The organism is Candidatus Hydrogenedentota bacterium, from assembly GCA_016791475.1.
Lineage (GTDB): Bacteria > Hydrogenedentota > Hydrogenedentia > Hydrogenedentales > JAEUWI01 > JAEUWI01.
Map to the genome: position 1 here is coordinate 140,529 of JAEUWI010000002.1, position 25,162 is coordinate 165,690.

The window sequence follows — 25,162 nt, forward strand, 5'->3', positions numbered from 1 at the left end:
CTTGAGACAAATCTCATGTTCAAATAATTCCCCGAGTACGACGAGTCGCCGGGGTGTACCGGAAGTATGGAACTCACTCTACTGCGAACGTTAGATTCCTGTCAAGAATTTACCGACGAATCCAGTGCCAATTCAAGCGCTGGCCCGTGCTTCTAAATCGAACAAATCGGCAATACTGCTGAAATTGCCGCCGCGATTTCCCTTGATCGAGGCCTGTTTGACGAACACCATCCGTCTCAATCCTTCGGGCTGCCCTGTTCCAACCAGTAGCGGCTCGGCAAGTGGAAATAGGTTATCGCAAAGGAGAGACCGCAAAGCAAACCGCCATAGAGCATATTGCCCGTGAGCAGCATCAATACGAGCCCGAGCACCGCGCCGGATTCCGATAAGGCCATGCAAATCAGCGTCGCCTTGAAACGGGCCGCGGCGTCCTGTGTCTCAACCCCCAGTTTTTCCAGAAGAACCTTCTTCAGCACCATGGAGGTCAGCGAACTTGTCGTACCGAAGGCCAGCAGGGCCAGTGAAATGGGGGTGACCATCGCGGGGTCGAGTTGCCCGATACCGGATGCCGGCAAGGCGCCAGTGATTTTCATGATGTTGGCCACGGCGACATAGACCAACGGCATAGCCGCGATGGCGCCGGAGACAATCCGGTAAGAGGTAATGGGGTCATTCGCCTTATGGGCGGGCATATTGGGAACTCCCTGGGCACGGTTCAGTTAAGGGTGCGCGATTGAGTTGGGATTATATCATTTTTGTCATTAACATCACGAGCACCAGGACGCCCAATATGATGCGGTACACCCCAAAGGCGCTGAACGAGTGCCTCTTTATGAAGGCCATGAGAAAGGCGATGACGCCATAAGCGACAAGGAAAGAGACCACGGAGCCCAGCGCGATGAGTGCCCACTGATGCCCGGAAAAGCTCAGTCCGTTCTTCAGAATCTTCAGGGTAGTAGCACCCACCATGGTGGGGATGGCAAGGAAAAAGGAGAATTCCGCGGCGACCACCCGGTTGGCCCCGAGGAGGAGCCCGCCGACGATCGTGGCGCCCGAGCGCGAGGTGCCCGGAATCATGGCAAGGCACTGTATCAGACCGATACCCACGGCCTGCTTATAACTGAGTTCCTGGATGGAAGCCGTTTCCCCGGCATGTTTTCGGCGCTCAATTAGAATCAGGATGATACCGCCGAGGATGAGGGTGACCGCCACGACGGTTTCGCTGTCGAGGAGGGACTCAATGTAGTCATCCAGGAGCAGACCCAGTACGGCGGCGGGAAGAAAGGCGACGACGACCTTGATCCACAGGGCGATGATGTCCCGGTCCAATCGGCCTTCGCGCACGGGCCAGAGTTGCCGCCAGAAATAGAGGCACACCGAGAGGATGGCGGGGAATTGTATGATGACGATGAAAGCCTTGTTAAAGGCTTCGTCATCTCCCAGACTCAGGAGCGATTCCACGAGAATGAGGTGCCCGGTGCTGCTGATGGGCAAGAACTCGGTGATCCCCTCCACCACCGCCAGAATGAATGCGTTTACGAAATCCACCAGGTACTCCCGGGTCAAGAGGGTTGCGCTGCGACTACCCGCAAAGGGTAGCACACGTCATGGCGGTTGCGCCATACGGCGGTTATTCCACAGGGGCCTCGGCTTCGCTTTCCGGTTCCGCCTTTTCGGTGCCGGGTTCCGCGGCACTGGAATCTCCTTCGGTCGGCGCCTTGGAAGCTTCGCCCTTCTGTCCCCGGCCGAAGCGTCGCTCCTGGGCCTGCTTCAGCAGGCGCCGCATGTCGCTCTCGAAGTCGACGATGAAGAGATACAGCTTGGCCTTCTGCCAGGTGGTCAATTCAAAGCCGTCGAAATCGATGATTTCGCGGCGCGCTTCCGCGGCTTTCGCTTCGTGGGCGACCACCTCTTCCAGTACCTTGGCGATGGCCTCTTCATCTTTGCCCTCGCGCACGGCCTGGCGGAGATTACGCGCAAGCGTCAGGCGTTCGCGGCGCAGGGCGGCCATTTTGTCTCTGAATTCCGCCAGGTGACGCACCATCAGAACGGTCTGTTCCTCGTCCAGCGCGAGTTCCCGGGTGAGCCGGGCCATGAGGACTTCCTCCAGAAGCTTCCGGCTCTCGGTCGATCGTTCTTCCCGTGCGGCGCTCTCCGCGCTTCCGCCCTTTGGGGCGGGCTCATCCGCGAACGCTGGCGCGACGGCCAGGATCAGGGCCAGCGTACAGCAACAGCGATTCCACCAGCGCATTTTCATACCTCGTTTCCGGCTGTTGCCAGCAAGTTGTCCAATAGCTCCACGTCTTCTCCTTCAAAGGCGTCCATCATGCCATCGAGATCATGGTGGGCAAAGGGGTCGACAAAGTCCGCTTCCGAAGAGGCGTCCGCGAGGGCTTCCAGCACGGAATCCAGGGCGACGTCGGGCTCTTCACCCTCGGCAGTCTCATCCAGATCGCCAAAGACATCCACCGGGATGCCGGCGTCCATCAAGCGCCCCAGGGCTTCCACCACCTGGGCATCGTCCTGCCAGGCGATATTGACGCGCTGTGCCGCGGTGGGCGTCTGCGCGCGGGGCGCGGACTCGGGAAGCCATCGCCAGCCGCCGGCGGCCGCAAGGCCGATCAGGCAGAGCGCCGCGGCCCATCGCGGGGCGAAGGCGGGGAACCAGACCCGGGCGCGGGGTACCTCCGCGGTATGGGCCATGACGCGGGTCACGAAGGCGGGATGCGTCTCGGGGGCCTCCAGGGCTTTCAGATGCCCGGACAGTTTCAGAAGCTGGAGATGGTGCCGGGCGCATTCCGGGCAGGATTGGAGGTGCCGGGCGATGTACTCGGGATCGCGGCTTTCGCCGTCGATGTACGCCGAAAGCTCATCCACCACGTGGGGTGACTTTTTCATAGCAACTCACCTCCTTGTTCAATTAGAACGATGCGCAACTGCTCGCGCGCCCGCGCGAGCCTGCTTTTGACCGTGCCCTTGCGGCAGCGCAGGACTTCGGCAATCCCGTCATAGTCCATCCCCTCCACTTCGCGCAGGTGGATGATCATGCGGTGTTCGGGGGAGAGGCGCTTCAAGGCCGCTTCCACGTGGGATTCAATTTCCTTCATTCGTGCTTCGTGCGCCGGACGACCGGACTGGGACTCCAGTTCCGCCATGCCGTCCAGGGGCTGACTTTTTCCCCGACCCCGGCGTTTCATATCGCGCAGGTAATTCAGGGTCAGGTTTCGGGCGATGCCGAAGAGCACCGTGGAAAACTTCGCCTGCGGGTGCAATCGGTTCAAGTAGCGGTGCAGCCGCAGAAAGACCTCCTGGGCGACATCCTCCGCGTCCTGCCGGGATCCCGCCATGCGGAAGCAGAAGTGGATAATCGGGGCATGATAGCGGTGCACCAGGAGCGCGAAAGCATCGCTGTCACCTGATTGCGCCCGCGCTACAAGCGCCCAGTCATCCAAATCCCTCATGCGGGGGGAACCTCGTTGTCATAGGCTTCAACCCGAAGGCGGAAAAAAAGTTCCACGTCGTCCACGCCGAGGCGAAACACCTCGCTCAGGCCCGCTTCACCCTGGGGCCGCCGGGGGTGTCCTCCAGGATCCAGCCCTGCGCCGCCAGGGCGTCGCGGATCTCGTCGGAACGGGCGAAATTCTTGTCCCGGCGGGCCTGCTGGCGCTGGCTGACCAGATCCAGGATGTCGGCGGGGATTTCACCCGCGCCCGAACCCGCAAAAAGCCCCGTGACCTCATTGAGCCGGTCCAGCAGGGCCAGGGCGTTTCTTGCGCCCTGCTCCCCCGTGCCGCCTTCGTCGAGTTGTTTGTTGGCGGCGCGAACAAAGTCGAAGACCGCGCCGAGCCCGCCGGAGATGTTGAGGTCGTCGTCCAACGCCTCGATGAACCGGTTTTCGCATTCCTGGCACAGGGCGGTGAGGTCCTCTCCCGGCCCCCGGATCTCCTCGAGGCGCTGGCGGAAGTCCCGGATGCGTTGCAGCGCGTTACCCGCGTCCTCCACCGTCTTGAGAGTGAAGTTGTTGGGCTGGCGGTAGTGAATGGCCAGCAGGGTCCAGCGGATGGCCACCGGGTCGATGCCCTTTTCCAGCAGGTCCCGCAGGGTGTAGAAATTACCCAGAGACTTGGACATCTTCCGACCGTCCACCATCAGGTGGGCGCAATGGAGCCAGTAATTCACGAACCGCGCGCCGGTGGCGCAGCAGGACTGGGCGATTTCGTTTTCGTGGTGGGGGAAAATGTTGTCCACGCCACCGCAATGGATGTCGAAATGGTCGCCGAGAAATTTCATGCTCATGGCGGAGCACTCGATGTGCCAGCCGGGGCGGCCCTTGCCGAGTTCCGTTTCCCAGAATACCTCGCCGTCCTCCGGCACATAGGCCTTCCAGAGCACGAAGTCCCGGGCGTCTTCCGCCTCATACTCGTCGTTGTCCACCCGACCGCTGGCGCCGTCCTGGAGTTGGTCCAGATCCATGTGACTGAGCTTGCCGTAGTCCTTGAAGCTGGACAGGCGGAAATAGATGCTGCCATCGGCCTCGTAGGTGTGGCCCTTCTCACGGAGCTGCTTGATCATCTCCACCATCTCGGGGATGTGATCCGTTGCGGCGGGGTAGGCCTCGGCCGGTTTAATGCCCAGGGTCTTGAGGTCCTCAAAGAAGGCCGCGGCATAGCGTGCCGTGACGGCCTTGAGGGGTTCCCCGGTTTCTCGGCAGGTGCGGATCAGCTTGTCTTCCACGTCCGTGAGATTCATGATATGCCGGACCGCATAGCCTCGAAAGCTGAGGTAGCGGCTGAGCAGATCCTCGAACATGTAGGCCCGCAAGTTGCCGATATGGGCGAAGTTATAGATGGTGGGGCCGCAGGTGTACAGGCCGACCTTTCCCGGAACCAGCGGGGTAAAAGGTTCCTTCGTTCGGGTAAGGGTGTTGTGGAAACACAGGGCCATGGAGCTTCTCCTTGGGGCTTGGGGTAATCGAATCGGCGCGGCCCATAGTTTAGCGCATCAGAGGTGGCGGGATCACGTGGGGGACGGAAATCACGGCGGGAACGCCCATCTCCGAGAGTCGCCACCGTGCTGCAAGCGAAAATGTTCAAGGCGGTGTTGCGTCCGGCGCGCGCTACTCCATCACCTGAACGCCCTTTACGCGGGCAAATACACGGGCGCCCTGCGCCAGGGCAAGGGCCTCGCAGGATCGGGAGGTCACCAGGGCCATCAGCACCGGTCCGTCGGGCCTTCCCGGCGGCGTCATCTCCACCAGGACCTGGCCGGGGCCACGCCCCGAAATCGTCGCGATCTCCGCCTCAAACTGATTGAGTATGCTGCACTCGCGGTCAAAATGCCGCCCGAGAGAAACATCCCGGGCCGCTATCTGGAGGCGGCGCGACTCTCCCGCGCGGGTGTCTCCGGCGGGCAATTGGAACTGGCCGAAGCCGGTTTGGATCGTGCTTAAGTGATAGTGGCTGTCGTGCGCGATGATCGTACCGTCCAGAATCGCCACCGGGTCATCTTCGTGGTCTGGTGATCGGGCGATATGCCGCAGCACGGCGGAGGCGGGCCCCACCGCAACCACGACGCCATCCCGAATCTCCACAATGGCCCGTGACAGCCGCGCCACCTCGCGGAGATTGTGGCTCACATACAGAATGGGCAATCCGGCACTGGACTGCAATCCTTCGATGCAGGGCAGGACTTCCGAGCGGCTTGCCTCGTCGAGGCTGGCCAGGGGCTCGTCCAGGAGCAGCAGGCGGGGATTGGACAGGAGCGCCCGCGCCATGGCCACCCGCTGCCGCTCGCCACCGGAGAGGGTCGCGGTGTCCCGCTCGAGCAGGCCGCCCAGGCCGAGGTGATCCACGGCGCTTTCGAAGGTGATGGTCTGGATTCCCGGGCGCGCGCGCCGGCGCGCATAGTGGAGATTTCCACGCACATTCAGATGGGGAAAGAGGCTCGCTTCCTGGAAAACGTAGCCCGCCCCGCGCCGGTGGGGCGGCAGATCGACCCCGGCATCGGAGTCCAGCCACGTTTCGCCGTTTACACGGATAGTCCCCCGCGCGCGGCGCTCCAGCCCGGCGATCGCGCGCAACACGGTGGTCTTGCCCGCACCGGAGGGGCCGAAGAGGCTGGTAATGGCGCCGTGCGGCGCATCGAAGCGCGCGTTCACGGTGAAGGCCGACAGGGCCACGCGGATATCGATGGAGATCGGGCTCATGGGAAGGGCCGCGCGCGCCGGTTGAGCGCGTAGACCGCGGTCAGCACGGCGAAAGAAAAGACGACAAGCGATGCGGCCATGGCATGGGCGGCGGGGAAGTCCAGGGCTTCCACCCGCTCGAAGACCGCGATGGACACCACCTTTGTCTGGCCCGGGATGCTCCCGCCGATCATGAGCACCACCCCGAATTCCCCCACCGTGTGGGCGAAGCCCAGCACCGCGCCGGTGAGCAGACCGCGCCGTGCGAGCGGCAGCGCCACGGTGAAAAAGCGGTCCAGGGGCGAAGCCCCCAGGGTGGCGGCGACTTCCATGGGGCGTGGTCCCATGGCGGCGAAGGCATTTTGAATGGGCTGGACGACGAAGGGCAGGGAAAAGAGTACGGAGCCGATGACGAGACCGGGAAAGGAAAACACGAGCCGCGCGCCACCGAGGGATTCCCAGAGTCCGCCCACCGGGCCTCTCGGGCCGAGGAGGAGGAGGAGATAGAAGCCGAGGACCGTGGGCGGGAGGACGAGAGGCATGGCGACCAGGCTTTCCACGGCGATGCGCAGGCCGGAGCGCCGTTGTTCCAGCCACCACGCCAGCGGCGTGGCCACGGCCAGCAGTATGACTGTGGTAACCGACGCGAGTTTCAGCGTGACGCCGATGGCCTGCCAGTCCACCAGACTACTCCGCGCCGCCGGGAAGGGTATAGCCCCCGGCGGCGATGATGGCCCGCGCCTCCGGCCCCTTCAGGAAGGTGGCGAAGGCCTCCGCCCCTGGGTTGCCCTCGCCGTTCTTCAGCAGCACGGCATCCTGGCGGATCGGGTCGTGCAAGTCGCCGGGCACCCGCCACATTTGCTCCGCGGGCCGATCCAGCACCTGGGAGAGGGCCACAAGTCCCGCCTCCGCATTGCCCGTCTCGACGAACTGAAAGGTCTGGGTCACATTGTCACCCTGGACGAGTTTTGGTTGGATGCTTTCCCAGAGTCCGAGCTTTTCGAGGGTTTGTCGGGCCGCCAGACCATAGGGGGCGAGCTCCGGTTTACAGATGGCCAGGTGTGGACAGGCGCCCGCCTTCAGAAGCTCCTCTCCATCGCCCTGAGGCACGCCTCCAGGCACATAGAGCGCGAGTGCGCCCAGCGCATAGGTGAAGGGTTCGCCCGAGACCAGTCCCTCCTTCTCCAGGCGCTCCGGACGCTCAGAATCCGCCGAAAGAAAGACCTGGAAGGGTGCGCCATTTGCGATTTGGCTGTAGAGCGCGCCCGAAGCGCCAAAACTGGATTCCAGAGCGATACCGGTCTGTTCGGTAAACGTGGAGGCCAGCTTTTCTTGCGTGGCGGTGAAATTGGCCGCCACGGCGACACGGACAGGTTCGGAGGATTGCCGGGCGCCCCCGCATCCGGCCAGGAGGAGGCCAACAGCCGCCAGGACGGGAAGCGCCGGTGTCGCGCGTAGAACTGAGTCGAGACAATTGAACATTCAGGATGGGTCCCGGACTGCTTGTTGATCGGCCCTGCGAATACTTGGGATTAGTTCTTGAACAGGAAAACCGCACACGACGAATCTTCCAGACGTTACCATACAGGTAATCAGAGCCAATTCCAACCCGGTCATACCGCCATCGCACCTGTGGGACCGCGATACGGCGCGGGAATCGACGGAAGCAGGGCTTCTGAAGCCCGTCGTTCGTTGGCGCCCTATTGTTCGCCCGGGTGAATTCTTCGGCTGGCTCCCGTCGGCCCGGGCCGACTTCTCCCGCCTATCCGGCCACCTCGAAGAGGGCTTCGAGGGTATCGCTCAAGTCCACGCGGAGGGTTGCCAGTTTGATATCCGAGAGGCCCAGGGCCACGGAGGAGGGGTTGGACGCGAGGAAGGCCTCCGTCTTTCCCTGCCCCATCCCATAACCTTCGACTTTGGCCAGGGTGTTGGCGAGGGCCGTAATATGGATGGCCTGCATCCAGTCTTTGACGGGGCAGATGGCGGGGTTGTGGTGGAAGTACACGGCGGCGCGAAAGGATGGGGGGAGGTTCCAGGCCTGGCAGATGATAAGCCCGAGCAGGGGGTGGAGGTTTTCGAGTACTTCGTTCAGGAGCTGGGGGTTGCTCTGAAGGGCGCGCACGACGCCGGAGCGCGGGGTGGCGACCAGTTCCAGCAGCATGACCTTGCCCACGTCGTGGATCAGCCCGGCAAGGAAGATGGATTCCAGGTTGGGCACCATGGTGAGGCGCGCGATTTCATTCGCGCAATGGGCCGTGGCCGCGGAGTGGCGCCAGAGCCGTTCCATACTTTTCTTGAGCAGGGTGTTTCCGGTGATAAACAAATTGCGGTTGGCCACCAGTTGAACCGTGTTGGCGATTGTGCGCATGCCCAGGCGGGAGCAGGCGGCGTTGATATCGCGAATTTCGTGGAGGCCGCCGAAGGCCGGGCTATTGGCCTGCTTCATAATGGCCAGGGCCAGGACGGGGTCCTCGCGGATGATCGCGGCGAGCTGGGAAATGTTGAACTCGGGATCCTTCAAGAGGCCGAGGATTCGCTGGGAAATCTCCGGGAGGACGGGCAAGTCATCGAGCCCGGCGATGGATTGGGCAAGCAGCTCGGCGCCGATGGAGCCGGCGGGTGCGATGCGACGGATGTCCGGGGCGTCGGGCAGAGGTTGGGCGAGTACGGACGCGCCGCGCCACTCCACCAGGAGAGGGTTGAAACAATGGTTGCAGACGCCGAGGCTGGCCGCGCCCCCCGCGGCGGCCTCCTCAGCGAGCGGGGTCTGACATATCGGACACGGATTCATTAACTTCTCCCTGTTGGGCTCGGTGCCGACACGGGGCTACTCCGACAGCGAAAGAATCTGCCGCAGGGGGCGGACGCTGAAGGTGCGCGGGGTGTGCCGGAGTACTTCATCAAAGGTGGTGTAGCCGCGGACGACCTTGGCGCACGCGTCTTCGCGCATGCTTATGAGGCCGGTCGTTTCCACGCTCAACTCACGGATCGTGTGGGCGGGCTTCTTGGCCAGGATGGCTTCCTTGACGGGATCGTTCAGGACCAGGAGTTCGTAGGCGCCGATGCGGCCCCGGTAGCCCGTATAGGCGCAGTGGTTGCAGCCCCGTCCGCGCTTGTATTCGTACTGGCGGAGCTCGTCCAGGCCCAGGCCGACGGATTGGGCTTCTTTGGCGGCGGGCACGTAGGGCGCCTTGCATTCTTCGCAGATCCGGCGCAGCAGGCGCTGGGCCACGACGGACACGACGGTGGACGAAATGAGGAAGGTCTCGATGTCCATGTCGATCAGGCGGAGGAGGCCGCCGATGGTGTCTTCGGTGTGGAAGGTCGAATACACCTTGTGGCCAGTCAGGGCGGCCTGGATGGCAACCTCGGCCGATTCCTTGTCCCGGATCTCGCCCATCACAATGATGTCGGGGTCCTGCCGCACAATTTCGCGCAGGGTCGAAGCGAACGAGCGCCCCATCTTATCGCTGATGCTGCACTGGATGATCCCTTCGATCGTGAACTCGACCGGATCCTCCGCGGTGATGATCTTGGTGCTGATGTTGTTGCAATAGGCGATGCTGCTGTAGAGGGTCGTGGTCTTGCCGGAGCCTGTCGGGCCGGTATAGAGCACCACGCCGGTGGGGGAGTGGAGCACATCTTCCCGGTAGCGGGCGAGCATATTGGGGGCCATGCCGAGCTGGTCCAGGGTGACGAGGGCCATTTCGCGATTGAGAATGCGCATCACCGCGGATTCACCGAAGACGGTGACATAGAGGGAGAGGCGCAGGTCCACCTCGCGGCCCTTGAACTCGTATTGGAAACGACCGCCCTGGTGGCGGTGGTGTTCGGCTATGTTCAGTTCGGACAGGATCTTCAGGCGCGAAATCAGCTTGATTAGCAGTTCCTTGGGCAGATCGGTCTTGTAGACCAGGACTCCGTCGATGCGATAGCGAATACGTACGAGGGACTCCATGGGCTCGATGTGGATGTCGCTCGCACCTTCCTCGATGGCTTCATTAATGAGATGCTCCAGAATCGGGACGATGGTGTCTTCCTGATTGCGGCCCGCCGTTTGACCGGCGTGTTCACCCCGCGTCCGGAGGTTCTGGATGTCGTGGATGCACTGGCGGATGGCTTCCCGGGGTCCGAGGGCAAACTTGACGTCCTTCCGGTAGAGTTCCTGGATTGCCTGTCTCGTCTCGGTATTGCCCAGATCCGACACGATCACGGTGACAATCCCGTCCTCTCCCCGGATAAAGGGGATGAACTGGCTCTTGAGGAGGAATTCCGGGGATATGCCGCGGAGCAGATCGGGCTCGATCATGTTGAAGTTGGGATCGATATAAGGCACATTGGACTGGTGGGCGATATTTCTCAGCAGGGTGCGCTCGTTAATGGCGCCCAGGCTGATCAAGGCTTCGCCGAGACGGACGCCCTGCTCCTTCTGCGTCTGGAGGGCCATCGTCAGCGTGTCGGCCGTGATGAGGCCCTGTTCCACGAGGAGATCGCCAAGGCGCAGGTGGGAACCCTGTTGTGCGATGGCGTCATTAAGCGACTGGCGCGTGCCGTAGCCGAGTTCGACCAGCACTTCGACCAGTTGCTTCGGGTCTTCCAGCAGGGACTGCACCCGAAGGGCGCGCGTCAATTGCTCGGGGGTGATAGCCCCGGCGTTGACCAGAGCGTCGCCTATTGCGGAGTGGAGTGCTTTCTCGGCACGGGGGGATGTCATGGGCGCCTCGCTCTCTAAAGGACACACGCTCGCGTAACCTCGCCTGAAGGGCACGCGACAACCGTCGTGGTGCGACCCTTACGAAAACAGTGCTTCCACGAACTGGTCGGCATCAAATACTTCCAGATCTTCGACACCCTCGCCAATACCGATCATTTTGATGGGAATGCCCAGTTCCCGTTGGATGGCCACCGCCATGCCGCCTTTGGCGGTGCCGTCTAGTTTCGTCAGTATTATACCAGTAACGGTCAGTGCCTGGGTAAACTGCCGGGCCTGTTCCAGGCCATTCTGGCCCGTGGTGGCGTCCAGCACCAGGAGTACTTCATGGGGGGCGTCGGGGATGCGCTTCCGCACCACCCGCTGGATTTTTCTCAGTTCCTCCATCAGGTTCACTTTGTTGTGGAGGCGGCCGGCCGTGTCGATGAGGAGGTTGTCCACCGACCGGGCCACGGCGGCATCGGTCGCGTCGAATGCGACGGAGGCGGGATCGGCGCCCTCGGCGTGGCGAATCAAGGAGGCGCCCGTCCGCTCACTCCAGATGGCGAGCTGCTCGCTTGCGGCGGCCCGGAAGGTATCGGCGGCGCCCAGCATCACGTTTTTTCCGCCGCCGCGGAGTTTGGCGGCGAGTTTGCCGGCCGTGGTCGTCTTGCCCGATCCGTTGACGCCCGCGACGAGGGTAACGTGGGGCCCGGAGGGGTGGTCCCAATTGATGGCGTGGTTGCCTTCGGAAAGGAGGGCCTTGAGTTCGGATTTCAGCAGGGCAATGAGGGCCTCGGACTCCTGGATCCCCTGTGCCCGAACGGCCTGACGCATGTCGGCGATGATCTTCAGGGTCGAATCCACGCCGACATCCGCTCCAATGAGGATTTCTTCGAGCTGGTCGAAGACCTCGTCATCGATGAGGGGGCGTCCGAGCACCCGTTTCACATTGCCCACGAGGTTGGTGCGGGTCTTTTCCAGCTTCTCGCGAAGCCGGTTCATAAAACCTGAAGATGTCATTTCTGCGGGGTACTCCAATGAGCCGGCGGGCTCAGGCAAAGGTGGTCGGGCCTTGGGGCGATGCTCCCGCTCCGGGCCGGCAACACCCCGGGCCGCTGCGCCGAAGGGCCCTTATACCGGGGAGAAGTCTGGCCGCTCACTGGTCCGGAAGGCGGAAGGCCATGAAGCTGGAACGTTCCTGTCCATCGTCGCCCATGCATTCCACGGCCCCATTTTCCTGTGGGATGGCCACGCCGGAAATTGGCGTGACGTTGCCGCGGTAATCGATGCCCGAAAAGTCGGGTAGCGCTATATAGTTGTTTGCTTCGAGCCTGGCGACACCCCGAACTTCGCGGTCATTTTCGAGCCGGGCGGCAAAATAGGCGTCCTGCCCCTCGATTCGAAAACTCGCGGTTCCGAGAAAGGTTTCTCCGTTGAACAGGGCGTAGATGCCTTCGAGCGTGTCGGCGGGGGCGAAATTCTCCACCGCGGCTTTGGCGGCTTCGGGCGTCAGCCCGACCGCGTCAATTTCTTCAAACATGGGCCGGAAGTAGGCGTCGTATTGGCCCGTCCACAAGAGATCGGTCGACGGCGCTTCTTCTTCGATGAGCCAGTCCACGATCATTTCCTGGTTCATGAGCGTGGAGGCGATGAGCGCCAGCGCGAGAACGAAAAAAACACCGGAAAGCCAGGCGCGTCGACGCTGGCCCGTATGTTCGAGATCCATGGCCTGATCGGCCTGCATGCGGCGATTGCGCTGGTCTCGAAGGTTGTTCCCACAGACCTTGCAAAGGAGGGTACCCTCCGCATTTACGGTGTTGCACTGGGCGCATACGGCATCCGCATCCAGCTTTTCGACCGGAAATGCTCCGCCAAGATTCACATTATTCATGAGTTCACTTTACTCCAGAGGACCCCTCTATAATGCCTTGTCCGCCGGTGTCCCGTCAACAACTTTGCATGTTTTGACGGGTTTCGCACTTGTTTCGCCGGGATTTGCACGACTTTTGGCGGCTTTGGGGTTCCCAGAGTGCGCGTGCGCCTCCTGGCGGGTGTTGGGGGACAAAAAAATGAGACGCGCCCAATGGGGGCGCGTCCCGAGGGGGGGAGGGCTTATGGCGGGATCAGGAAGCGGACTTCGCGGCGGCGATGGCGGCTTCGTAATTCGGGTGATCCGTCATTTCGGGCACGTATTCAACATGTACGAGCTTGCCCGCGCCGTCCACGACGAAGATGGCGCGCGTGTCCAGGCGCAGTTCCTTGATGTGCACGCCATAGGCGTTGGCGAAATTCATGTCGAAGTGGTCGGAAAGGGTCTTCACGTTGGAAATGCCCGCCGCGCCGCACCAGCGGCCCTGGGCGAAGGGCAGGTCCGCGCTTACGGTAAGCACCACCACGTGGTCGCCGAGTCCGGTGGCCTCTTCATTAAAACGGCGGGTCTGCTGGTCGCAGACGCCGGTGTCCAGCGATGGCACGACGCTGATCAGGCGGACTTTGCCCGCGCTGTCGGCCAGGGTGACGGGGGAAAGGTCGTTGGCCAGCAGCCGGAATTCCGGGGCGGCGTCGCCCACGGAAAGTTTGTTGCCCAGTAACGTCAGGGGGCCACCCTTGAACGTCAGTTCGCCAGTGCGTTCACTCATGTTTCGTTCTCCTGCTTGGTTGGGGTTGGGCGATTACTATAACCTCGCAAGGCCGGGCGTGGCAAGATTGGAATGGAGGTGAAGGGGGCGGGATTGTGGAAGCCGCGCGGTCAAGGTCGAAGGCTTCCCGCGCGCATCAGGTGTCGCTGACCTGGAATTGATCGCCCCCGGCGCTCTTGGCGCGGTAGAGGGCGGTATCGGCAAGGTGTATCAGCGCTTCCGGGGTGTGGCAGGTGGGCATGCCGGTGGTGGCGATGCCGCAACTGATGGTGGCGTGGCTGCCATTGCGGTTTCGCCGATGGGGGATCCTGATTGCGCTGAGTCCGTCGATGACCACGTTGGCGACATGTCGCGCCCCGTCGAGGTTGGTATTGGGCAGCAGGATAGCGAATTCCTCGCCGCCGAAGCGGGCCGCGAAATCCGTGGGCCGGGCGGCGGCGGCTTTCAGGAGGCGTGCGGTTTGCTTCAGGCACTCGTCTCCCGCGAGGTGGCCGTACTCGTCATTGAATCCCTTGAATTGATCGAGGTCAAAGAGGAGGAGAGAGAGGGGTTCTTCATGGCGCACGGCGCGGCTCCATTCCCTGGCCATGGCTTCATCGAAGGCGCGCCGGTTGGCGATGCCGGTGAGCCCGTCGGCCTGGGAAAGCTGGAGCAGCTTTTCCTGCATTTGTTTGTGGGCGGTCACGTCCTGGATGGCCATCTGGATGCCGACTTCGTCGTCGTAGAGGATGCATCCGATGTGCAGCTCCACGTGGCGCACGGCCGGATCGCCGGCGGAGAGGAGCTTGCATTCCAGGGGTTCGCTGCGTCCTCCGCAACGGGCGATGTGTTCCAGACGATCGCGGACCATGGCCCGATCGGAGTCGCACACGAATTCGTGGAAGGGTCGGCCGCACATTTCCGTGTCGCTGGTGAAACCGAGGATCTGGGTGGCGGAGGCGTTATAGTAGACCATGGCGCCGCCGACCTGGACGACGATCGGCTGGGGCGAGAGGCTGATCAGGGAACGATAGCGGATCTCGCTTTCCATCCGTGCTTCGTCAAGGGACCTGAGCTCTTGAATGAGCTTCTCCAGGTCTTTGTTCTTCTGCTCGACTTCGGCGAATTGCCTGCGGATCTGCTTTTCTTTTTCCTGGAGCGCGCAGAAGATCTGTACCTTGCGGCGGACGACGGCGGCGACAACGGGTTTGACGAGATAGTCGACGCCACCCGCTTCATAGCCGTCGAGCACATTCGCTTCATCGGCCTTGTTGGAGGTGACGAAGATGATGGGCATGTTGCAGATACGGGGGTCCTTCTGGATTTGGCGGGCCACATCGTAGCCGTCCATCGATGGCATCTGCACATCCATCAAAACGCAGGAAACGTCCCGGTTGCGGACAACTTCGAGCGCCTCCTGACCGGAGTGGGCGGATACGAGGTCGTAGCCTTCTTTCGAAAGCATTTTCTCCAGGATTCTGACGTTGGACGGTGCATCGTCCACCAGGAGAATCGTGTGGTTCATGGAGCTTCAGTCTCCCTACCGCCCAGTAAAAGGTACTAACTACGTCATCCCCCGTTACTATAGCATAATCTTCCAGTATTCATAGTTCCTTTTGAGTCGCGATCGGTTCCCGGAGCCTCAGTAGGCCAGCATGTTGGCAAAGCAGCGGAGCGCGCCGGGGTGCAACTCGCGCAACTGCCGATACCAGGCCAGAGCGGTGTAGACGTAGTGGCCCTCTCCGTAGGGCGCCACCAGGAGGGCGCCCGGGGGTATTTCTTCGCCGGGGTCGGCCATCGCCAGGAGCGGGGAGAAGTCCTCGCTCCAGGTGTCGGGGAAGTAGAGGCCCCGTTCCTGGATCCAACCGTCCCAGTCTGCGGGCTGGATGGCGTTTGGCGTGTTGAACAGGGGATGATCGGGGACCAGCAGCGTGACCGGGGCGTCTTCCCGCGTAACGCGATTGCTCGACAGGGTCAGCGCGTAGGGCGCGAAGTCGGGACTCCAGTCGAAGGTTTTCTGGTACATGACGATCAGGGTGCCGCCCCGCTGGACGAAGTCGAGCAACGCCGCGTTGTTGGCGGCGAGATCGGGGCGATACTGGTAGGCCCGAATATCGACGATGATGGTGTCGAAGGTGTCCAGATAGTCGGGTCGGTAGTCGTTGGCGCCGATGAGGGCGAAAGACGCTCCCATCCGCAGGAGGGTATTGGAGAAGGTGTTGTCGTAGCCCTGGATCAGGCCGGTCCGGCGGTTCTCCGCGAGCTGGAAGTCCACGGCGCGCATCTTCACTTCCGCGCGCGAGGGAGAGCCCGGTATCTGGGCAACCGCGGTGTAGTCACCCGGCGCGACCGGGGTGGGCGGGGTAAGGGTGAAGCTGACGATACGTTTCCCCCCTTCTTTCGCGAGGGATACCGAGGTCCGTTCGGGGGATACCCGCCAGCCTTCGGGTGGTGTGAGGGCGATGTATTCCGAGCGGGGCTCCGGATCGTTGTTGGTGGCGAGCACCTCCACACTAAGCGGGGCCCCGGAACCGGCGCGGAGGAGCAGCGGGGGGCCGGGGACTTCCATGGTGATGGATTCCGCGATATCAACATAGACCGGGCTAACCATTTCCAGGGTTGCGTCGCCGCAATTAACCTGGGCGAATACTTCGAGCTGGGGCTCCAGGAAATGGGGGTCAAAGAGGCGGGGCGCCAGGGGCAGGGTCCGGGTGGCTTCGACCGGAATCTTGAAGGTAAATGTGCCTTCGCCTTCGCGCAGCGACTTGAAGGGGATTTGCAGGCGGTGGTTGCCGATCTGGCCCAGCCCGTGGCGCTGGCGCAGTTCCACCTCGGCCACGAGGGCGTTGGGCTCGCCATGGTCCGTGAGGGCGATCGACAGGTTGAGGTTCTGACCGGGTGTCAACAACGTGTCTTTCGTGGTGGCCGTCAGGCGAAGGTCGGACGCAACGATGGCGGCGCGATTGGCCTCGCGCCAGCGATCCCGCAGGTCGGGCGCCCCTTCCTTATCGGCGGCATTGTTCTTCAGCCACGTGTAAAGCGCGGCACGGGCCTCCGCCCGATTGGCGCAGGGCAGCATCAGGGGCTCCAGCGGCAGGGGAAGGCCGTCGAAGAGCGCGCCGTAGCGGCTATCCGCCACCGCGCCCGGCTTCGCGACGGCGGACTGATTCTTTACCAGGTTGTAGTAGGTCCGGTGGTGGGAGGAGAGGAGCAGATCGATGAATTGCTTCATGCCCTGAGATTCGTGCACCTGGAGTGCGCTCGCCGCGATCTCCGCGATGGTTCGGCCGCGGAGGGGCTCCAGGGCGGCGATCTCGGTGGGAATGGTGCCCTCGCCGCCGCGGAAATCGCGGATGTAAAGGCGTTCGACCTGCCACGGCGCGAGGCCCAGCCGGGCGTGATCTGGAAAGCGCGCGGGGTCCGCAGCGACATCGAAGGCCTCTTGCAGCACGGCGCCGATGGCCTGGTGGTGTCCGTGATCCTTCATGCGCCCGTGGTTTGTGATGACAACATGGGGGCGGATCTCGCGAATCTTTCGCACCATGCGCTCCAGGGCCACCTCTTTGTCCCATTTTTCGTAGGTTTCTTCGGGGGTCTTGGAGAAGCCAAACTCCGGGAGGTCGAGGAAATGGAGGGACGCGCCCTCAATCTCCGCGGCGGCTTTCATCTCGCGGGTCCGTATGACGCCGAGCTCATTGTAGAGTTCGGGGCCGATCTCGTTCTGGCCGCCTTCGCCCCGTGTGGCGATTACGGCGAAGGTCCGCGCCCCGTGCATCATGCGGTAGTAGGCCAGGGTCGCACCGTCTTCATCGTCGGGATGGGCGGCCACGCACATAAGGCGAAAATCGTTGCCGAGATCTTTCATGGCCTGCTGGAAGGCAACTTCGCCCAGATCCTGCGCGGTCGCGCCGAAGGACGAGAATATCAAGGCAAGAAGACCGAAGAAGGGAATGCATTTTTTCATGGGAATCGGGTGCTCTCGATGCTTGCGGTTCCGGCGGCGCATGAGATGCGGCTCCCCGCGCGGATTTGCGATACTGTCGTTTCAACCAGGCTCAAACAGCCAGCATAGCACAGCCCCGAGGGGGCGCGGTACGCAAGCAAACCGGGAGAGAACGACCATGGACCGCTACCAACGAATTCAATACCTTAAGGACAAGGGGATCGTGGCCATCATCCGCGCGGATGAAGGGGGAGACGCCCTGGTGCGCACGGTGGAGGCGCTGGTGAAGGGGGGCATTCATTGTGTGGAGATCACCATGACCACGCCGGGCGCGTTGCAGTGTATCGAGGCGGCCAGCCGCGAACTTGCGGGCCGGGATGTGCTGCTCGGTGTGGGCAGCGTGCTCGATGCGGAGACGGCCCGCCTGGCCATCCTCGCGGGGGCGCAGTATGTGGTATGCCCGGTCACTTCGGCCGCGACGATTACCATGGGGCATCGCTACGGCGTTCCGGTGCTTCCGGGCGCGTTTACCCCGACGGAAATTTTCACGGCCTGGGAGCTCGGGGGCGATCTGATCAAGGTCTTCCCGGCCACGCTGGGCGGACTGGAATATATCAAGGCTGTAAAGGCGCCGATGCCCCAGATTCCCCTCGTTCCCACGGGCGGCGTGGACGCGGACAACCTGCACACGTTTGTCGAGGCGGGTGTGGCGGCGGTCGGCGTGGGCACCGCGCTTGTCAATAAGACCCTGGTGGCTTCGGGTGACTTCGCGGCAATCGAAGCGCGCGCGAAGCGCTTTGCGGAGGCCTACGCGAAAGCGAAGGAGAAATGAAAGATGAAAGATGAAGGATGAAGGATGAAGGATGAAGGATGAAGGATGAAGGATGAAGGATGAAGGATGAAGGATGAAGGATGAAGGATGAAGGATGAAGGATGAAGGATGAAGGATGAAGGATGAAGGATGAAGTGTGAAGTGTGAAGGGTGAAGGGTGAAGGGTGAAGGGTGAAGTGTGAAGTGTGAAGGGTGAAGGGTGAAGGGTGAAGGGTGAAGGGTGAAGGGTGATTGGGGGGAGTTAGGATATGGGCAACAATATGGGGGATGAGGACTTGCGACGATTATGGAGAAACGCAGGGAGCCTGTGCGGGACATACAAGCAGGTACGTTGGCGTAGGCCGTTCGTGCTGTTCGACTTTATCAGGCGTTACAAGAATCGCGAGATGGTGCGGCGTGGGTTATTGGGAGGCAGTTCTTAAGGTCTGCAACCTCGATAGGTGCCAACGTTGCGGAAGCGCAGTCGGCCGAAAGTCCCGCAGACTTTGTTCACAAGTATGGTATCGCTCAGAAGGAGGCGCAGGAGACTGACTACTGGTTATCTCTTATGGAGGCTTCGGACTTGCTTTCCGAAGCACGACTTGCACCAATTCGACAAGAAACGAATGAGATCACTGCCATTATCACCACCATTATCGTAAATAAGAAGAAATCGATGAGGTCCAACGATCTACCGTGAATTTTTTCCTTCCGGCCCCCTTATGACTCTCGCTCCTCACCTTTCCATCATCCATCACCCTTTACCCTTCATCCTTCAACCTTCATCCTTTCCCCTGCTAAAGTTTCCTCGCTCCCCGTCGATAACTCTGTTACCACATGGGACCAATCGATGAAAGGGACGAGGCAATGCCAGCAATACTCGAAATGAACGAAGAAGTGAAGGCGACCGCGGCGGACATCCTCAAGGCGCAGCCCGCGCTGGAATCCACGTTGAAGCGCTACGCCAGCGAGCTTGGCGTCTCTCTCGAACACCTCGTCCTTGGCTCTCTCATGGCCGTGGCGGAAGAGTATCGCGTGGCCACGGGCAACGGACAGATTCCCTGCCTGTACTGAGTATACCTCGCTCCCCCTCCGGGCTTGCGCGGCCACCGTCGCGCGGGCCCGGTTTCGTTTTCAGGGCTCCGCGGGGCCGTCGTTCACGGCAACTCGGGCGGGCGACAGCGTTACCGGCACCGGGCCGTTGGTGTCGAGGTGAATATCGCGCTGTGGGTAGGCGAACGTGATGTTTGCCGCCTTGAATCGCTCATAGATGCGGTGAAGCAGGTCGCTCGTTACCACGCGGGCGTCGGGCTGCGCGGGCAAGTCCACCCAGAAGTACAGGGCGAAATTCATCGCGCTCTCGCCCAGTTCTTCAAAAAGGGCCAGGGGTGGGGGATCGGCAATGACGAGGGGATGTTCTAGGGCCGCTTCGGCCAGCAGCTCCTGCACCTTGCGCGTGGGCGATCCGTAGGCGACACCGACGGCGATGCGCGCGCGGACGCGCTGATCGGAGTGGGTCATGTTGGTGACGCTCTGTTCGAGCAACTGGCTGTTCGGGATCAGGATTTCGATGCCGTCGAAGCGGCGCACCCGGGTGCAGCGCTCGCCGATGGCCTCGACCTTTCCCCGGGTTCCCTCAACCTCGATGATGTCGCCGGTTCGAATGGGGCGCTCGGCGAGTAGAATGAAACCGCTGATGAAATTGTTGATCAGGTTCTGCGCGCCGAAGCCCACGCCGATGGCGAGCGCGCCGCCGAGAAACGCGAAGACGGTGAGGGGTATCTTCACGGTGATCAGGGCAAGCACCACGACGGCTACGACCGCGCCGGCGTGGATCACCCGCTCGATGATGAGGCGATTGCCCCACTGGCGACGATAAATCGGGGCGAGTAGAAATCCCGCGCCGCGGCCGATCCAACGGGCCACGACCAGGCCGGCGGCGAGCACCAGCAGCGCGAGCACGACCTTCCCCACGGTGACGGGGCGCTCTTCCACGATGACCTCGCCGTCCACCATGATGCGGTCTTCCACCGCGAAGAGCTCGAAGTGCCAGAGATGTTCGACGTCGCTCCTGCGTGCGGCGAACCAGGCCCCGGTGCGCTCGCCGAGGTCCAGCGATTCGCTGGCGGAAGCCAGTTCGGCCTTCCACAGCGACAGGAACGCCACCACGCCGCGCGCCAGTTCACCGCCACGGGTCAGGCGTTCGGCGCGCCGGTTCAATTCCTGTCGGTAGGCGTCGTGCTCGGGACCCTGCGCGGTTGCGTTGGCCAACTGCCGATTTACATCCTCGCGGGTCAAATTGACCAGGCGGATCAGATCGGCGGCCTGGCTGAGGCTGGTGTCGATGCTGTAACTCGACTGCCGCAGCAAATCGGCGGAGGGATTCGTGTCGTACTGATGTCGCCGCTGCCACCAGGTCAGTTCGAGGTTCAGCCAGACGAGGTGGATGGTGATCAGGTCATCGATGGTGGCCCGGAGATTTGCGGCGCGATCGAGGAGCAGGTGCATGTCCGGGGCCGGATCCGCGAGGGGTTCCGTTTTTTCCGCGGAGAGTGTGGACGCCGCCTTCGCGCGTTGCAGTTGATCCTGCAGCACTTTGTCTTCTTGCGCCAGCACGACCAGTGTCGCTTCGATTTCCGTTATTTCCGCCCGAATCGCCGCCTCCCGCGCCTTTAGATCGGCCTCGGGAAGCGACAAGCGCCCGACCACCCTGTCGAGGCGCCAGGCGGCCTTGCGATGCTGGATTTCATTGCGCGCCGTGATGTCCACGTGGGCCTGCTCGCGGGTCGCGAAGTAATAGACCCGTTCACGGGCAAATTCCCGGGCCGCGCGCTGCAGCTCAACCTCGGCGCGGGCCAGCTTGATGGCCTCGTCGTTCCTGGCGCCTTCCAGGGATTCCAGCGCGCGGCGATAGTCCTGCGCGGTCCGCTCCAGCAGGATGTCGGCTTGCTCCCGGCCGCGCGTATAGGTGTTTATGCGGAGCTTATCGGCCTCCTCCCGCTGCTTCAACTCGTCGAGCTCCTGCCAGATTGCCAGGGCCGCCATGATACCGCCCGCGCCCGCCGCCTCGGGCACGGCCTCGGGCCCGGCCTCCGGTCCGGCCTCCGTCATTTCGTCGGCGCGAAGCTGCCTCAGTTCCTGTCGGGTCACTTCGACTTCGGCCAGAAGGTCCAGGTGCTGCTTGAGGCCGAGGGCGCGATACCCCTGGATCGTGACCAGTTCCTTCAGGCTGCTCTCGATTCCGTCGGGCGCCCCCGCATCCAGACGCGTGACGGCGGCCCGGGCGTCGGCCAGGCCCGCACTCGCCTCTTCAAACCGTTGCTGCGCCCAGGCCCGATCCGCTTCGATGTCGTCCAGCGGGACGGGCATGGTGGTTTTTTCTTCCTCCTGCGCCGTGGCTTTCGCCCCCATCGGGCCGAGCTGGGCCGGGGCGGGCGTGGCGAGGAAGATTGCGGCAAGCAGAGCAATCGCATGGGGGCGGAGATATTGTGGTGAATTCACGGAAGTTCGATCTCGGTCATGCTGACCAGCGTCAGGGTGCGCGCGGTCTCGCCGTCCGTCAAGTGGTAGGTCAACTGTCGCATGGGGCCCGTCGGCGCGTTATCGGGGTCACCCTCGCGAAAGACCCGAAAGCGGCGCCCGAGGCTGGTTTCGATGATCGTGAATTCATCCCCCCCGCGATACCCGATCCGGGCCTCTTCCGACAGGGGTGGGATGGTGATGGCGCTCATGGACTTGCCGCCATTCACCGAGTAGCCGATGATGCCGCCCGCCGCGCCGGGTTCGATGCCGCGAGAATAAATGAAGAATTCGGGCCATCCATCCGCGTTAAGATCTTCGATTTCGGCCCCGGTCACCATTCCCTCCACCTGGGTCACCACGAGCCGGCTGTCCTCCGTCAGACCTTCCGGGCGGATGACCACCGTGGCGCGGGGTAGCGTATCGTTTGCTGAAATCTGAAAGGTCACCTGCTGCAGCGAAAGGGTGGTGGAATAGGCTTCCCGCGCCACCTGCGCCGCGTCCATTGGTTCGGAAATCTGGACGAAGGGGCCCTCCAGTGTTGCCCCGCCCGAGCAGAAGTAGGAAAGGAGATAGCGGTCGTCCTCCGCCGTCACGGCGGCGGTGAGGGCATTGCCCGCGAGCGTGAATCGGAGCGGATGCCCGTCCACCTGGACCTCCAGCGTGGTGCCGTCGACGGGCGTGCCGACGCCGTCGAAGGTGCAGGTGGGATTCTTTCGGTCGCCACGGGAACGCACCTTGACGTACGCCGAATGGTCATCGATTTTTTCAATGTCGACGGCGACCCAGTCATAACCCTCGCTCCGGCGAGCGTAGTCTTCCGTGGCGTAGTAGCCAATAAATGGGTCCACCGATGTTTCGAGGTTGACGACAACCGGCTCTGTCGGCGCTTCCGGCGGAGACACCGCGCCGGCCTCGGACGAATCTTCGGTGATTCCGGGCGCCGACGCCCCATCGTTGGCGGGTGTGGCGGGGGGAGCGGCGACTGCCACCGGGGGCGTGGAAGGCCCGGAGCACGCGCTGAGTGCGAGGACCACAATGACAGCAACAAGGCCGGAGCGACGGGTGTTCAAGAGTTTAATCCTTTATACGTGAAATAGTTCGCGGGCCAACATGATAGAAGGGCGCGGTCACGCCAATCAATCGCGGTGTTGTGATAGATATTTAATTTTGCAGGGCCGGTGTGTACACTATGCCCATGCGAATACTCATTGTTGCCGATCTACATTACAGCCTCAAGCAGTTCGACTGGGTAGCGGGCGCCGCGGCGAACTACGACCTGGTGGTTATCGCGGGCGATCTCCTCGATCTGGCCGGGCATGTCGATTTGGACGCCCAGATCGTTGTCGTGCTCAAATACCTCGACCGAATCCGCGCTCAGGTGCCCGTTTTTGTATCCTCCGGCAATCACGACGGCGATACGCAGAACGAGCAGAACGAGTTTGTGGCCCGCTGGCTGAAGAAGGCCAGGCGGGAGAACCTCCACGTCGACGGCGACAGCGTCACGCTGGCCGACGACCTTTTCACGGTCTGCCCCTGGTGGGACGGGCCCGTGACCCGGGAGGCCATGCGCGAATTTGTCCACGCCGAGCGCGAAAAACCCCGCAAGCGCTGGTTCTGGCTGCACCATGCGCCGCCGGACGCCAGCATGGTGAGTTGGACCGGCAAGAAGCACTTTGGCGACGCTCACCTCAACGAGATTATCGCCGCGCACAACCCCCAGTTCATTTTCAGCGGCCACGTGCACAATTCGCCCTTTCAGCGGGAGGGCTCGTGGGTCGACAAGATCGGCGATACCTGGGTATTCAATCCCGGTCACGAAACCAGTGCCGTGCCGTCCTTCATCGAGCTTGACCTCGACGCCATGCGCGCCACCTGGGTCTCCTCCATGGGCACGGAAGAGGTGGATCTCAACGCGCCCCTGATGGCTCGAGCGGAGTATTAGCAAACCGGAGCGCGGGTATTCCCGCCCGCGTATGGCGCAACGGAGTTGCGCGAAAAAAGAAAACGGACAGGAAAGTCCGTTCTCCCGCTTAACTTCGCCTGCGGCGGTCGATATCGCGCGGGTGCTTGTTCATCAGCGCGCCAAGCACCTCGTCCACCATCCCCAGGTGATCATCCATATCTGAAAACTGGTGCTTTATGTCCACCAGGTACCGGTTCAGTGAATTCAGCCGCCGCGCCAGAATACGCGCCACATAGAGCGCCACCTCCGGGTTGTCCCGCAGGAACAACTCCGGATCCATCGCCACCCGCACCTCCACATCCGTCGATGCGATTACCGCCGCCGTATGCACGGTGCGCAGCAACACCGACATCTCCCCGAAGACCGCCCCCACCTCGCTCACCTCCGCAAGCTGCACCGCGTCCTTGCGAACTTCCAACGTACCACTATCCAGAAAATACAGCGCCCCCGATACGGAGTTTTCCTCGATCAACACCTCACCCGCGGGAAGGGCCCGCACCGGTAACGCCGCAATACACGGGGGAAGGGAATCCGCCACCCGTCCCTGACGCCGCTCAGGTACGGCATCAACACGATCTTCAGACATCGAAACGATCTCCACCAAACCCCGACGGTACGGTTGAGTCTCCCGGAGAGAACTATAGCGCGACTGGGACCGCGGTATCCAACTGACAATGGACAATGGACAATGGACAATGGACAATGGACAATGGACAATGGACAATGGACAATGGACAATGGATGATCGTTGTCAACTGTCAACTGTCAACTGTCAACTGTCAACTGTCAACGGTCATACCCCAGCACGCTGATTTTTCCATTCGTCTCCAACACCGCGAGCCGCACGTCCTTCACTGAAAAGAACCCGGCTTCCCGTAGCGTCGTGTCCAGTTCTTCCCGCGTGATGTTGCCCGAGCGCATCACATCCTCAAAGACCCTGCCGTGGTGGACAATCAACTGGGGACGCCCCTCCACCAACCGCTCCAGCCGCTTGCTCCGGAAGGTCGCCATCGCCAGGGCATAGTTCAGCACCACCAGCGTCGTGGCGCTGATCATGCCGCCCGCAAGGGAGTTGTCTCCCGCGTTCATCGAATTCTGCACCGCGTTCGAGAGGATTAACAGCAGCACGAGATCAAAAGGCGACATCTGGCTGATCTGGCGCTTCCCCGTGACGCGCAGCAGCACCAGGAGGAAGACATAGATGACGACACCGCGAACGATAAATTCCCACCAGGGGACGGCGAGATTGAACATGAGTTGGGACCTCGGTCGGTACGGGGAAAAGCGACATTGCCTCGGGTAAGAGCGCCGTGCCGCGCCGGATTATACCCCAAGTTGCGAAGTAACGGGGCGCCACCCCGACAAGTCGAGCGCACGCCGTGCCGCGTCAGACCCAGCGAGGAACCGCTGCTTCGACCGGCGTGATCG

23 protein-coding genes and 1 pseudogene are annotated in these 25,162 nt (G+C 62.1%); 4 read left to right on the plus strand and 20 right to left on the minus strand.

What is annotated here, in order from left to right; genetic code table 11:
• Positions 1-236: 236 nt before the first annotated feature.
• The 16 genes from JNK74_01630 to JNK74_01705 all read right to left on the minus strand — a co-directional run bounded on the left by JNK74_01630 (position 237) and on the right by JNK74_01705 (position 17,501).
• Positions 237-692, minus strand: a complete 456-nt coding sequence (locus JNK74_01630; GenBank protein ID MBL7644866.1) for a hypothetical protein — start codon at positions 690-692, stop codon at positions 237-239.
• 52 nt (positions 693-744) lie between these two features.
• A complete protein-coding gene (locus JNK74_01635) occupies positions 745-1,551 on the minus strand; it encodes an undecaprenyl-diphosphate phosphatase (GenBank protein MBL7644867.1) in 807 nt (268 codons plus the stop codon).
• A 79-nt stretch (positions 1,552-1,630) separates the two neighbouring features.
• Complete coding sequence (locus tag JNK74_01640; GenBank protein ID MBL7644868.1) at positions 1,631-2,257, minus strand: hypothetical protein; 627 nt, start codon at positions 2,255-2,257, stop codon at positions 1,631-1,633.
• Positions 2,254-2,898, minus strand: a complete 645-nt coding sequence (locus JNK74_01645; protein ID MBL7644869.1) for a hypothetical protein — start codon at positions 2,896-2,898, stop codon at positions 2,254-2,256. The genes JNK74_01640 and JNK74_01645 overlap by 4 nt, the downstream gene beginning before the upstream one ends.
• Positions 2,895-3,461 (minus strand): sigma-70 family RNA polymerase sigma factor, encoded by a 567-nt coding sequence (locus JNK74_01650; GenBank protein ID MBL7644870.1) that lies wholly within the window; start codon positions 3,459-3,461, stop codon positions 2,895-2,897. Before JNK74_01650 ends, JNK74_01645 begins: the two co-directional genes overlap by 4 nt.
• Before the next feature lie 85 nt (positions 3,462-3,546).
• The gene (locus JNK74_01655) at positions 3,547-4,944 is read right to left on the minus strand and encodes a cysteine--tRNA ligase (GenBank protein ID MBL7644871.1); all 1,398 of its coding nucleotides are present in this window, start codon (positions 4,942-4,944) and stop codon (positions 3,547-3,549) included.
• Positions 4,945-5,116: 172 nt separating this feature from the next.
• Complete coding sequence (gene modC, locus JNK74_01660; protein MBL7644872.1) at positions 5,117-6,205, minus strand: molybdenum ABC transporter ATP-binding protein; 1,089 nt, start codon at positions 6,203-6,205, stop codon at positions 5,117-5,119.
• Positions 6,202-6,867, minus strand: coding sequence for a molybdate ABC transporter permease subunit (gene modB / locus JNK74_01665; GenBank protein ID MBL7644873.1), 666 nt, complete (start codon positions 6,865-6,867; stop codon positions 6,202-6,204). The genes modC and modB overlap by 4 nt, the downstream gene beginning before the upstream one ends.
• A gap of 4 nt (positions 6,868-6,871) precedes the next feature.
• Positions 6,872-7,666, minus strand: a complete 795-nt coding sequence (gene modA / locus JNK74_01670; protein ID MBL7644874.1) for a molybdate ABC transporter substrate-binding protein — start codon at positions 7,664-7,666, stop codon at positions 6,872-6,874.
• Positions 7,667-7,946: 280 nt separating this feature from the next.
• Complete coding sequence (locus JNK74_01675; GenBank protein ID MBL7644875.1) at positions 7,947-8,975, minus strand: HDOD domain-containing protein; 1,029 nt, start codon at positions 8,973-8,975, stop codon at positions 7,947-7,949.
• A 36-nt stretch (positions 8,976-9,011) separates the two neighbouring features.
• Complete coding sequence (tadA, locus tag JNK74_01680) at positions 9,012-10,898, minus strand: Flp pilus assembly complex ATPase component TadA (protein ID MBL7644876.1); 1,887 nt, start codon at positions 10,896-10,898, stop codon at positions 9,012-9,014.
• Positions 10,899-10,976: 78 nt separating this feature from the next.
• Complete coding sequence (ftsY, locus tag JNK74_01685) at positions 10,977-11,897, minus strand: signal recognition particle-docking protein FtsY (protein ID MBL7644877.1); 921 nt, start codon at positions 11,895-11,897, stop codon at positions 10,977-10,979.
• 136 nt (positions 11,898-12,033) lie between these two features.
• Complete coding sequence (locus tag JNK74_01690) at positions 12,034-12,768, minus strand: hypothetical protein (protein MBL7644878.1); 735 nt, start codon at positions 12,766-12,768, stop codon at positions 12,034-12,036.
• A gap of 232 nt (positions 12,769-13,000) precedes the next feature.
• Entirely contained in the window at positions 13,001-13,516 is a 516-nt protein-coding gene (gene tpx, locus JNK74_01695; GenBank protein MBL7644879.1) for a thiol peroxidase, read from the minus strand.
• A gap of 136 nt (positions 13,517-13,652) precedes the next feature.
• Positions 13,653-15,020, minus strand: a complete 1,368-nt coding sequence (locus JNK74_01700) for a diguanylate cyclase (protein ID MBL7644880.1) — start codon at positions 15,018-15,020, stop codon at positions 13,653-13,655.
• Positions 15,021-15,137: 117 nt separating this feature from the next.
• Positions 15,138-17,501: a PIG-L family deacetylase gene (locus JNK74_01705; GenBank protein ID MBL7644881.1), complete on the minus strand. Its 2,364-nt coding sequence runs from the start codon at positions 17,499-17,501 to the stop codon at positions 15,138-15,140.
• A 115-nt stretch (positions 17,502-17,616) separates the two neighbouring features.
• On the opposite strand from JNK74_01705, the gene eda reads away from it, so the two are divergent.
• From eda to JNK74_01720, 3 genes and pseudogenes are all read left to right on the plus strand, one after another.
• Positions 17,617-18,270, plus strand: coding sequence for a bifunctional 4-hydroxy-2-oxoglutarate aldolase/2-dehydro-3-deoxy-phosphogluconate aldolase (gene eda, locus JNK74_01710; protein ID MBL7644882.1), 654 nt, complete (start codon positions 17,617-17,619; stop codon positions 18,268-18,270).
• Positions 18,271-18,556: 286 nt separating this feature from the next.
• Positions 18,557-18,949 (plus strand): annotated as a pseudogene (locus tag JNK74_01715) (four helix bundle protein).
• Between the two features lie 167 nt (positions 18,950-19,116).
• Complete coding sequence (locus tag JNK74_01720) at positions 19,117-19,323, plus strand: hypothetical protein (GenBank protein MBL7644883.1); 207 nt, start codon at positions 19,117-19,119, stop codon at positions 19,321-19,323.
• A 60-nt stretch (positions 19,324-19,383) separates the two neighbouring features.
• Here the strand turns inward: JNK74_01720 and JNK74_01725 are convergent, their stop codons facing one another.
• Positions 19,384-21,750 carry a mechanosensitive ion channel gene (locus JNK74_01725; GenBank protein ID MBL7644884.1) on the minus strand — a complete coding sequence of 789 codons (2,367 nt, stop codon included), beginning with the start codon at positions 21,748-21,750 and terminating at the stop codon, positions 19,384-19,386.
• Positions 21,747-22,841 carry a hypothetical protein gene (locus JNK74_01730; GenBank protein MBL7644885.1) on the minus strand — a complete coding sequence of 365 codons (1,095 nt, stop codon included), beginning with the start codon at positions 22,839-22,841 and terminating at the stop codon, positions 21,747-21,749. The genes JNK74_01725 and JNK74_01730 overlap by 4 nt, the downstream gene beginning before the upstream one ends.
• A gap of 119 nt (positions 22,842-22,960) precedes the next feature.
• On the opposite strand from JNK74_01730, the gene JNK74_01735 reads away from it, so the two are divergent.
• Positions 22,961-23,713: a metallophosphoesterase gene (locus JNK74_01735; protein MBL7644886.1), complete on the plus strand. Its 753-nt coding sequence runs from the start codon at positions 22,961-22,963 to the stop codon at positions 23,711-23,713.
• A gap of 88 nt (positions 23,714-23,801) precedes the next feature.
• Here JNK74_01735 and JNK74_01740 read toward each other — a convergent pair whose 3' ends face one another.
• Both JNK74_01740 and JNK74_01745 read right to left on the minus strand, forming a co-directional pair.
• Entirely contained in the window at positions 23,802-24,320 is a 519-nt protein-coding gene (locus tag JNK74_01740) for a cyclic nucleotide-binding domain-containing protein (GenBank protein ID MBL7644887.1), read from the minus strand.
• A 200-nt stretch (positions 24,321-24,520) separates the two neighbouring features.
• Positions 24,521-24,988 carry a DUF421 domain-containing protein gene (locus JNK74_01745; protein MBL7644888.1) on the minus strand — a complete coding sequence of 156 codons (468 nt, stop codon included), beginning with the start codon at positions 24,986-24,988 and terminating at the stop codon, positions 24,521-24,523.
• Positions 24,989-25,162: the final 174 nt, after the last annotated feature.

Excerpts from the sequence above, each read along its gene's own strand:
- JNK74_01700 (MBL7644880.1), bottom strand. The coding sequence starts at position 15,020 with ATGAACCACACGATTCTCCTGGTGGACGATGCACCGTCCAACGTCAGA.
- JNK74_01705 (MBL7644881.1), bottom strand. The coding sequence starts at position 17,501 with ATGCGCCGCCGGAACCGCAAGCATCGAGAGCACCCGATTCCCATGAAA.
- JNK74_01655 (MBL7644871.1), bottom strand. The coding sequence starts at position 4,944 with ATGGCCCTGTGTTTCCACAACACCCTTACCCGAACGAAGGAACCTTTT.
- JNK74_01675 (MBL7644875.1), bottom strand. The coding sequence starts at position 8,975 with ATGAATCCGTGTCCGATATGTCAGACCCCGCTCGCTGAGGAGGCCGCC.
- eda (MBL7644882.1), top strand. The coding sequence starts at position 17,617 with ATGGACCGCTACCAACGAATTCAATACCTTAAGGACAAGGGGATCGTG.
- JNK74_01645 (MBL7644869.1), bottom strand. The coding sequence starts at position 2,898 with ATGAAAAAGTCACCCCACGTGGTGGATGAGCTTTCGGCGTACATCGAC.
- modA (MBL7644874.1), bottom strand. The coding sequence starts at position 7,666 with ATGTTCAATTGTCTCGACTCAGTTCTACGCGCGACACCGGCGCTTCCC.
- JNK74_01690 (MBL7644878.1), bottom strand. The coding sequence starts at position 12,768 with ATGAATAATGTGAATCTTGGCGGAGCATTTCCGGTCGAAAAGCTGGAT.
- JNK74_01735 (MBL7644886.1), top strand. The coding sequence starts at position 22,961 with ATGCCCATGCGAATACTCATTGTTGCCGATCTACATTACAGCCTCAAG.
- JNK74_01630 (MBL7644866.1), bottom strand. The coding sequence starts at position 692 with ATGCCCGCCCATAAGGCGAATGACCCCATTACCTCTTACCGGATTGTC.
- tadA (MBL7644876.1), bottom strand. The coding sequence starts at position 10,898 with ATGACATCCCCCCGTGCCGAGAAAGCACTCCACTCCGCAATAGGCGAC.
- JNK74_01640 (MBL7644868.1), bottom strand. The coding sequence starts at position 2,257 with ATGAAAATGCGCTGGTGGAATCGCTGTTGCTGTACGCTGGCCCTGATC.
- ftsY (MBL7644877.1), bottom strand. The coding sequence starts at position 11,897 with ATGACATCTTCAGGTTTTATGAACCGGCTTCGCGAGAAGCTGGAAAAG.
- JNK74_01745 (MBL7644888.1), bottom strand. The coding sequence starts at position 24,988 with ATGTTCAATCTCGCCGTCCCCTGGTGGGAATTTATCGTTCGCGGTGTC.
- JNK74_01720 (MBL7644883.1), top strand. The coding sequence starts at position 19,117 with ATGCCAGCAATACTCGAAATGAACGAAGAAGTGAAGGCGACCGCGGCG.
- JNK74_01650 (MBL7644870.1), bottom strand. The coding sequence starts at position 3,461 with ATGAGGGATTTGGATGACTGGGCGCTTGTAGCGCGGGCGCAATCAGGT.
- JNK74_01740 (MBL7644887.1), bottom strand. The coding sequence starts at position 24,320 with ATGTCTGAAGATCGTGTTGATGCCGTACCTGAGCGGCGTCAGGGACGG.
- modC (MBL7644872.1), bottom strand. The coding sequence starts at position 6,205 with ATGAGCCCGATCTCCATCGATATCCGCGTGGCCCTGTCGGCCTTCACC.
- tpx (MBL7644879.1), bottom strand. The coding sequence starts at position 13,516 with ATGAGTGAACGCACTGGCGAACTGACGTTCAAGGGTGGCCCCCTGACG.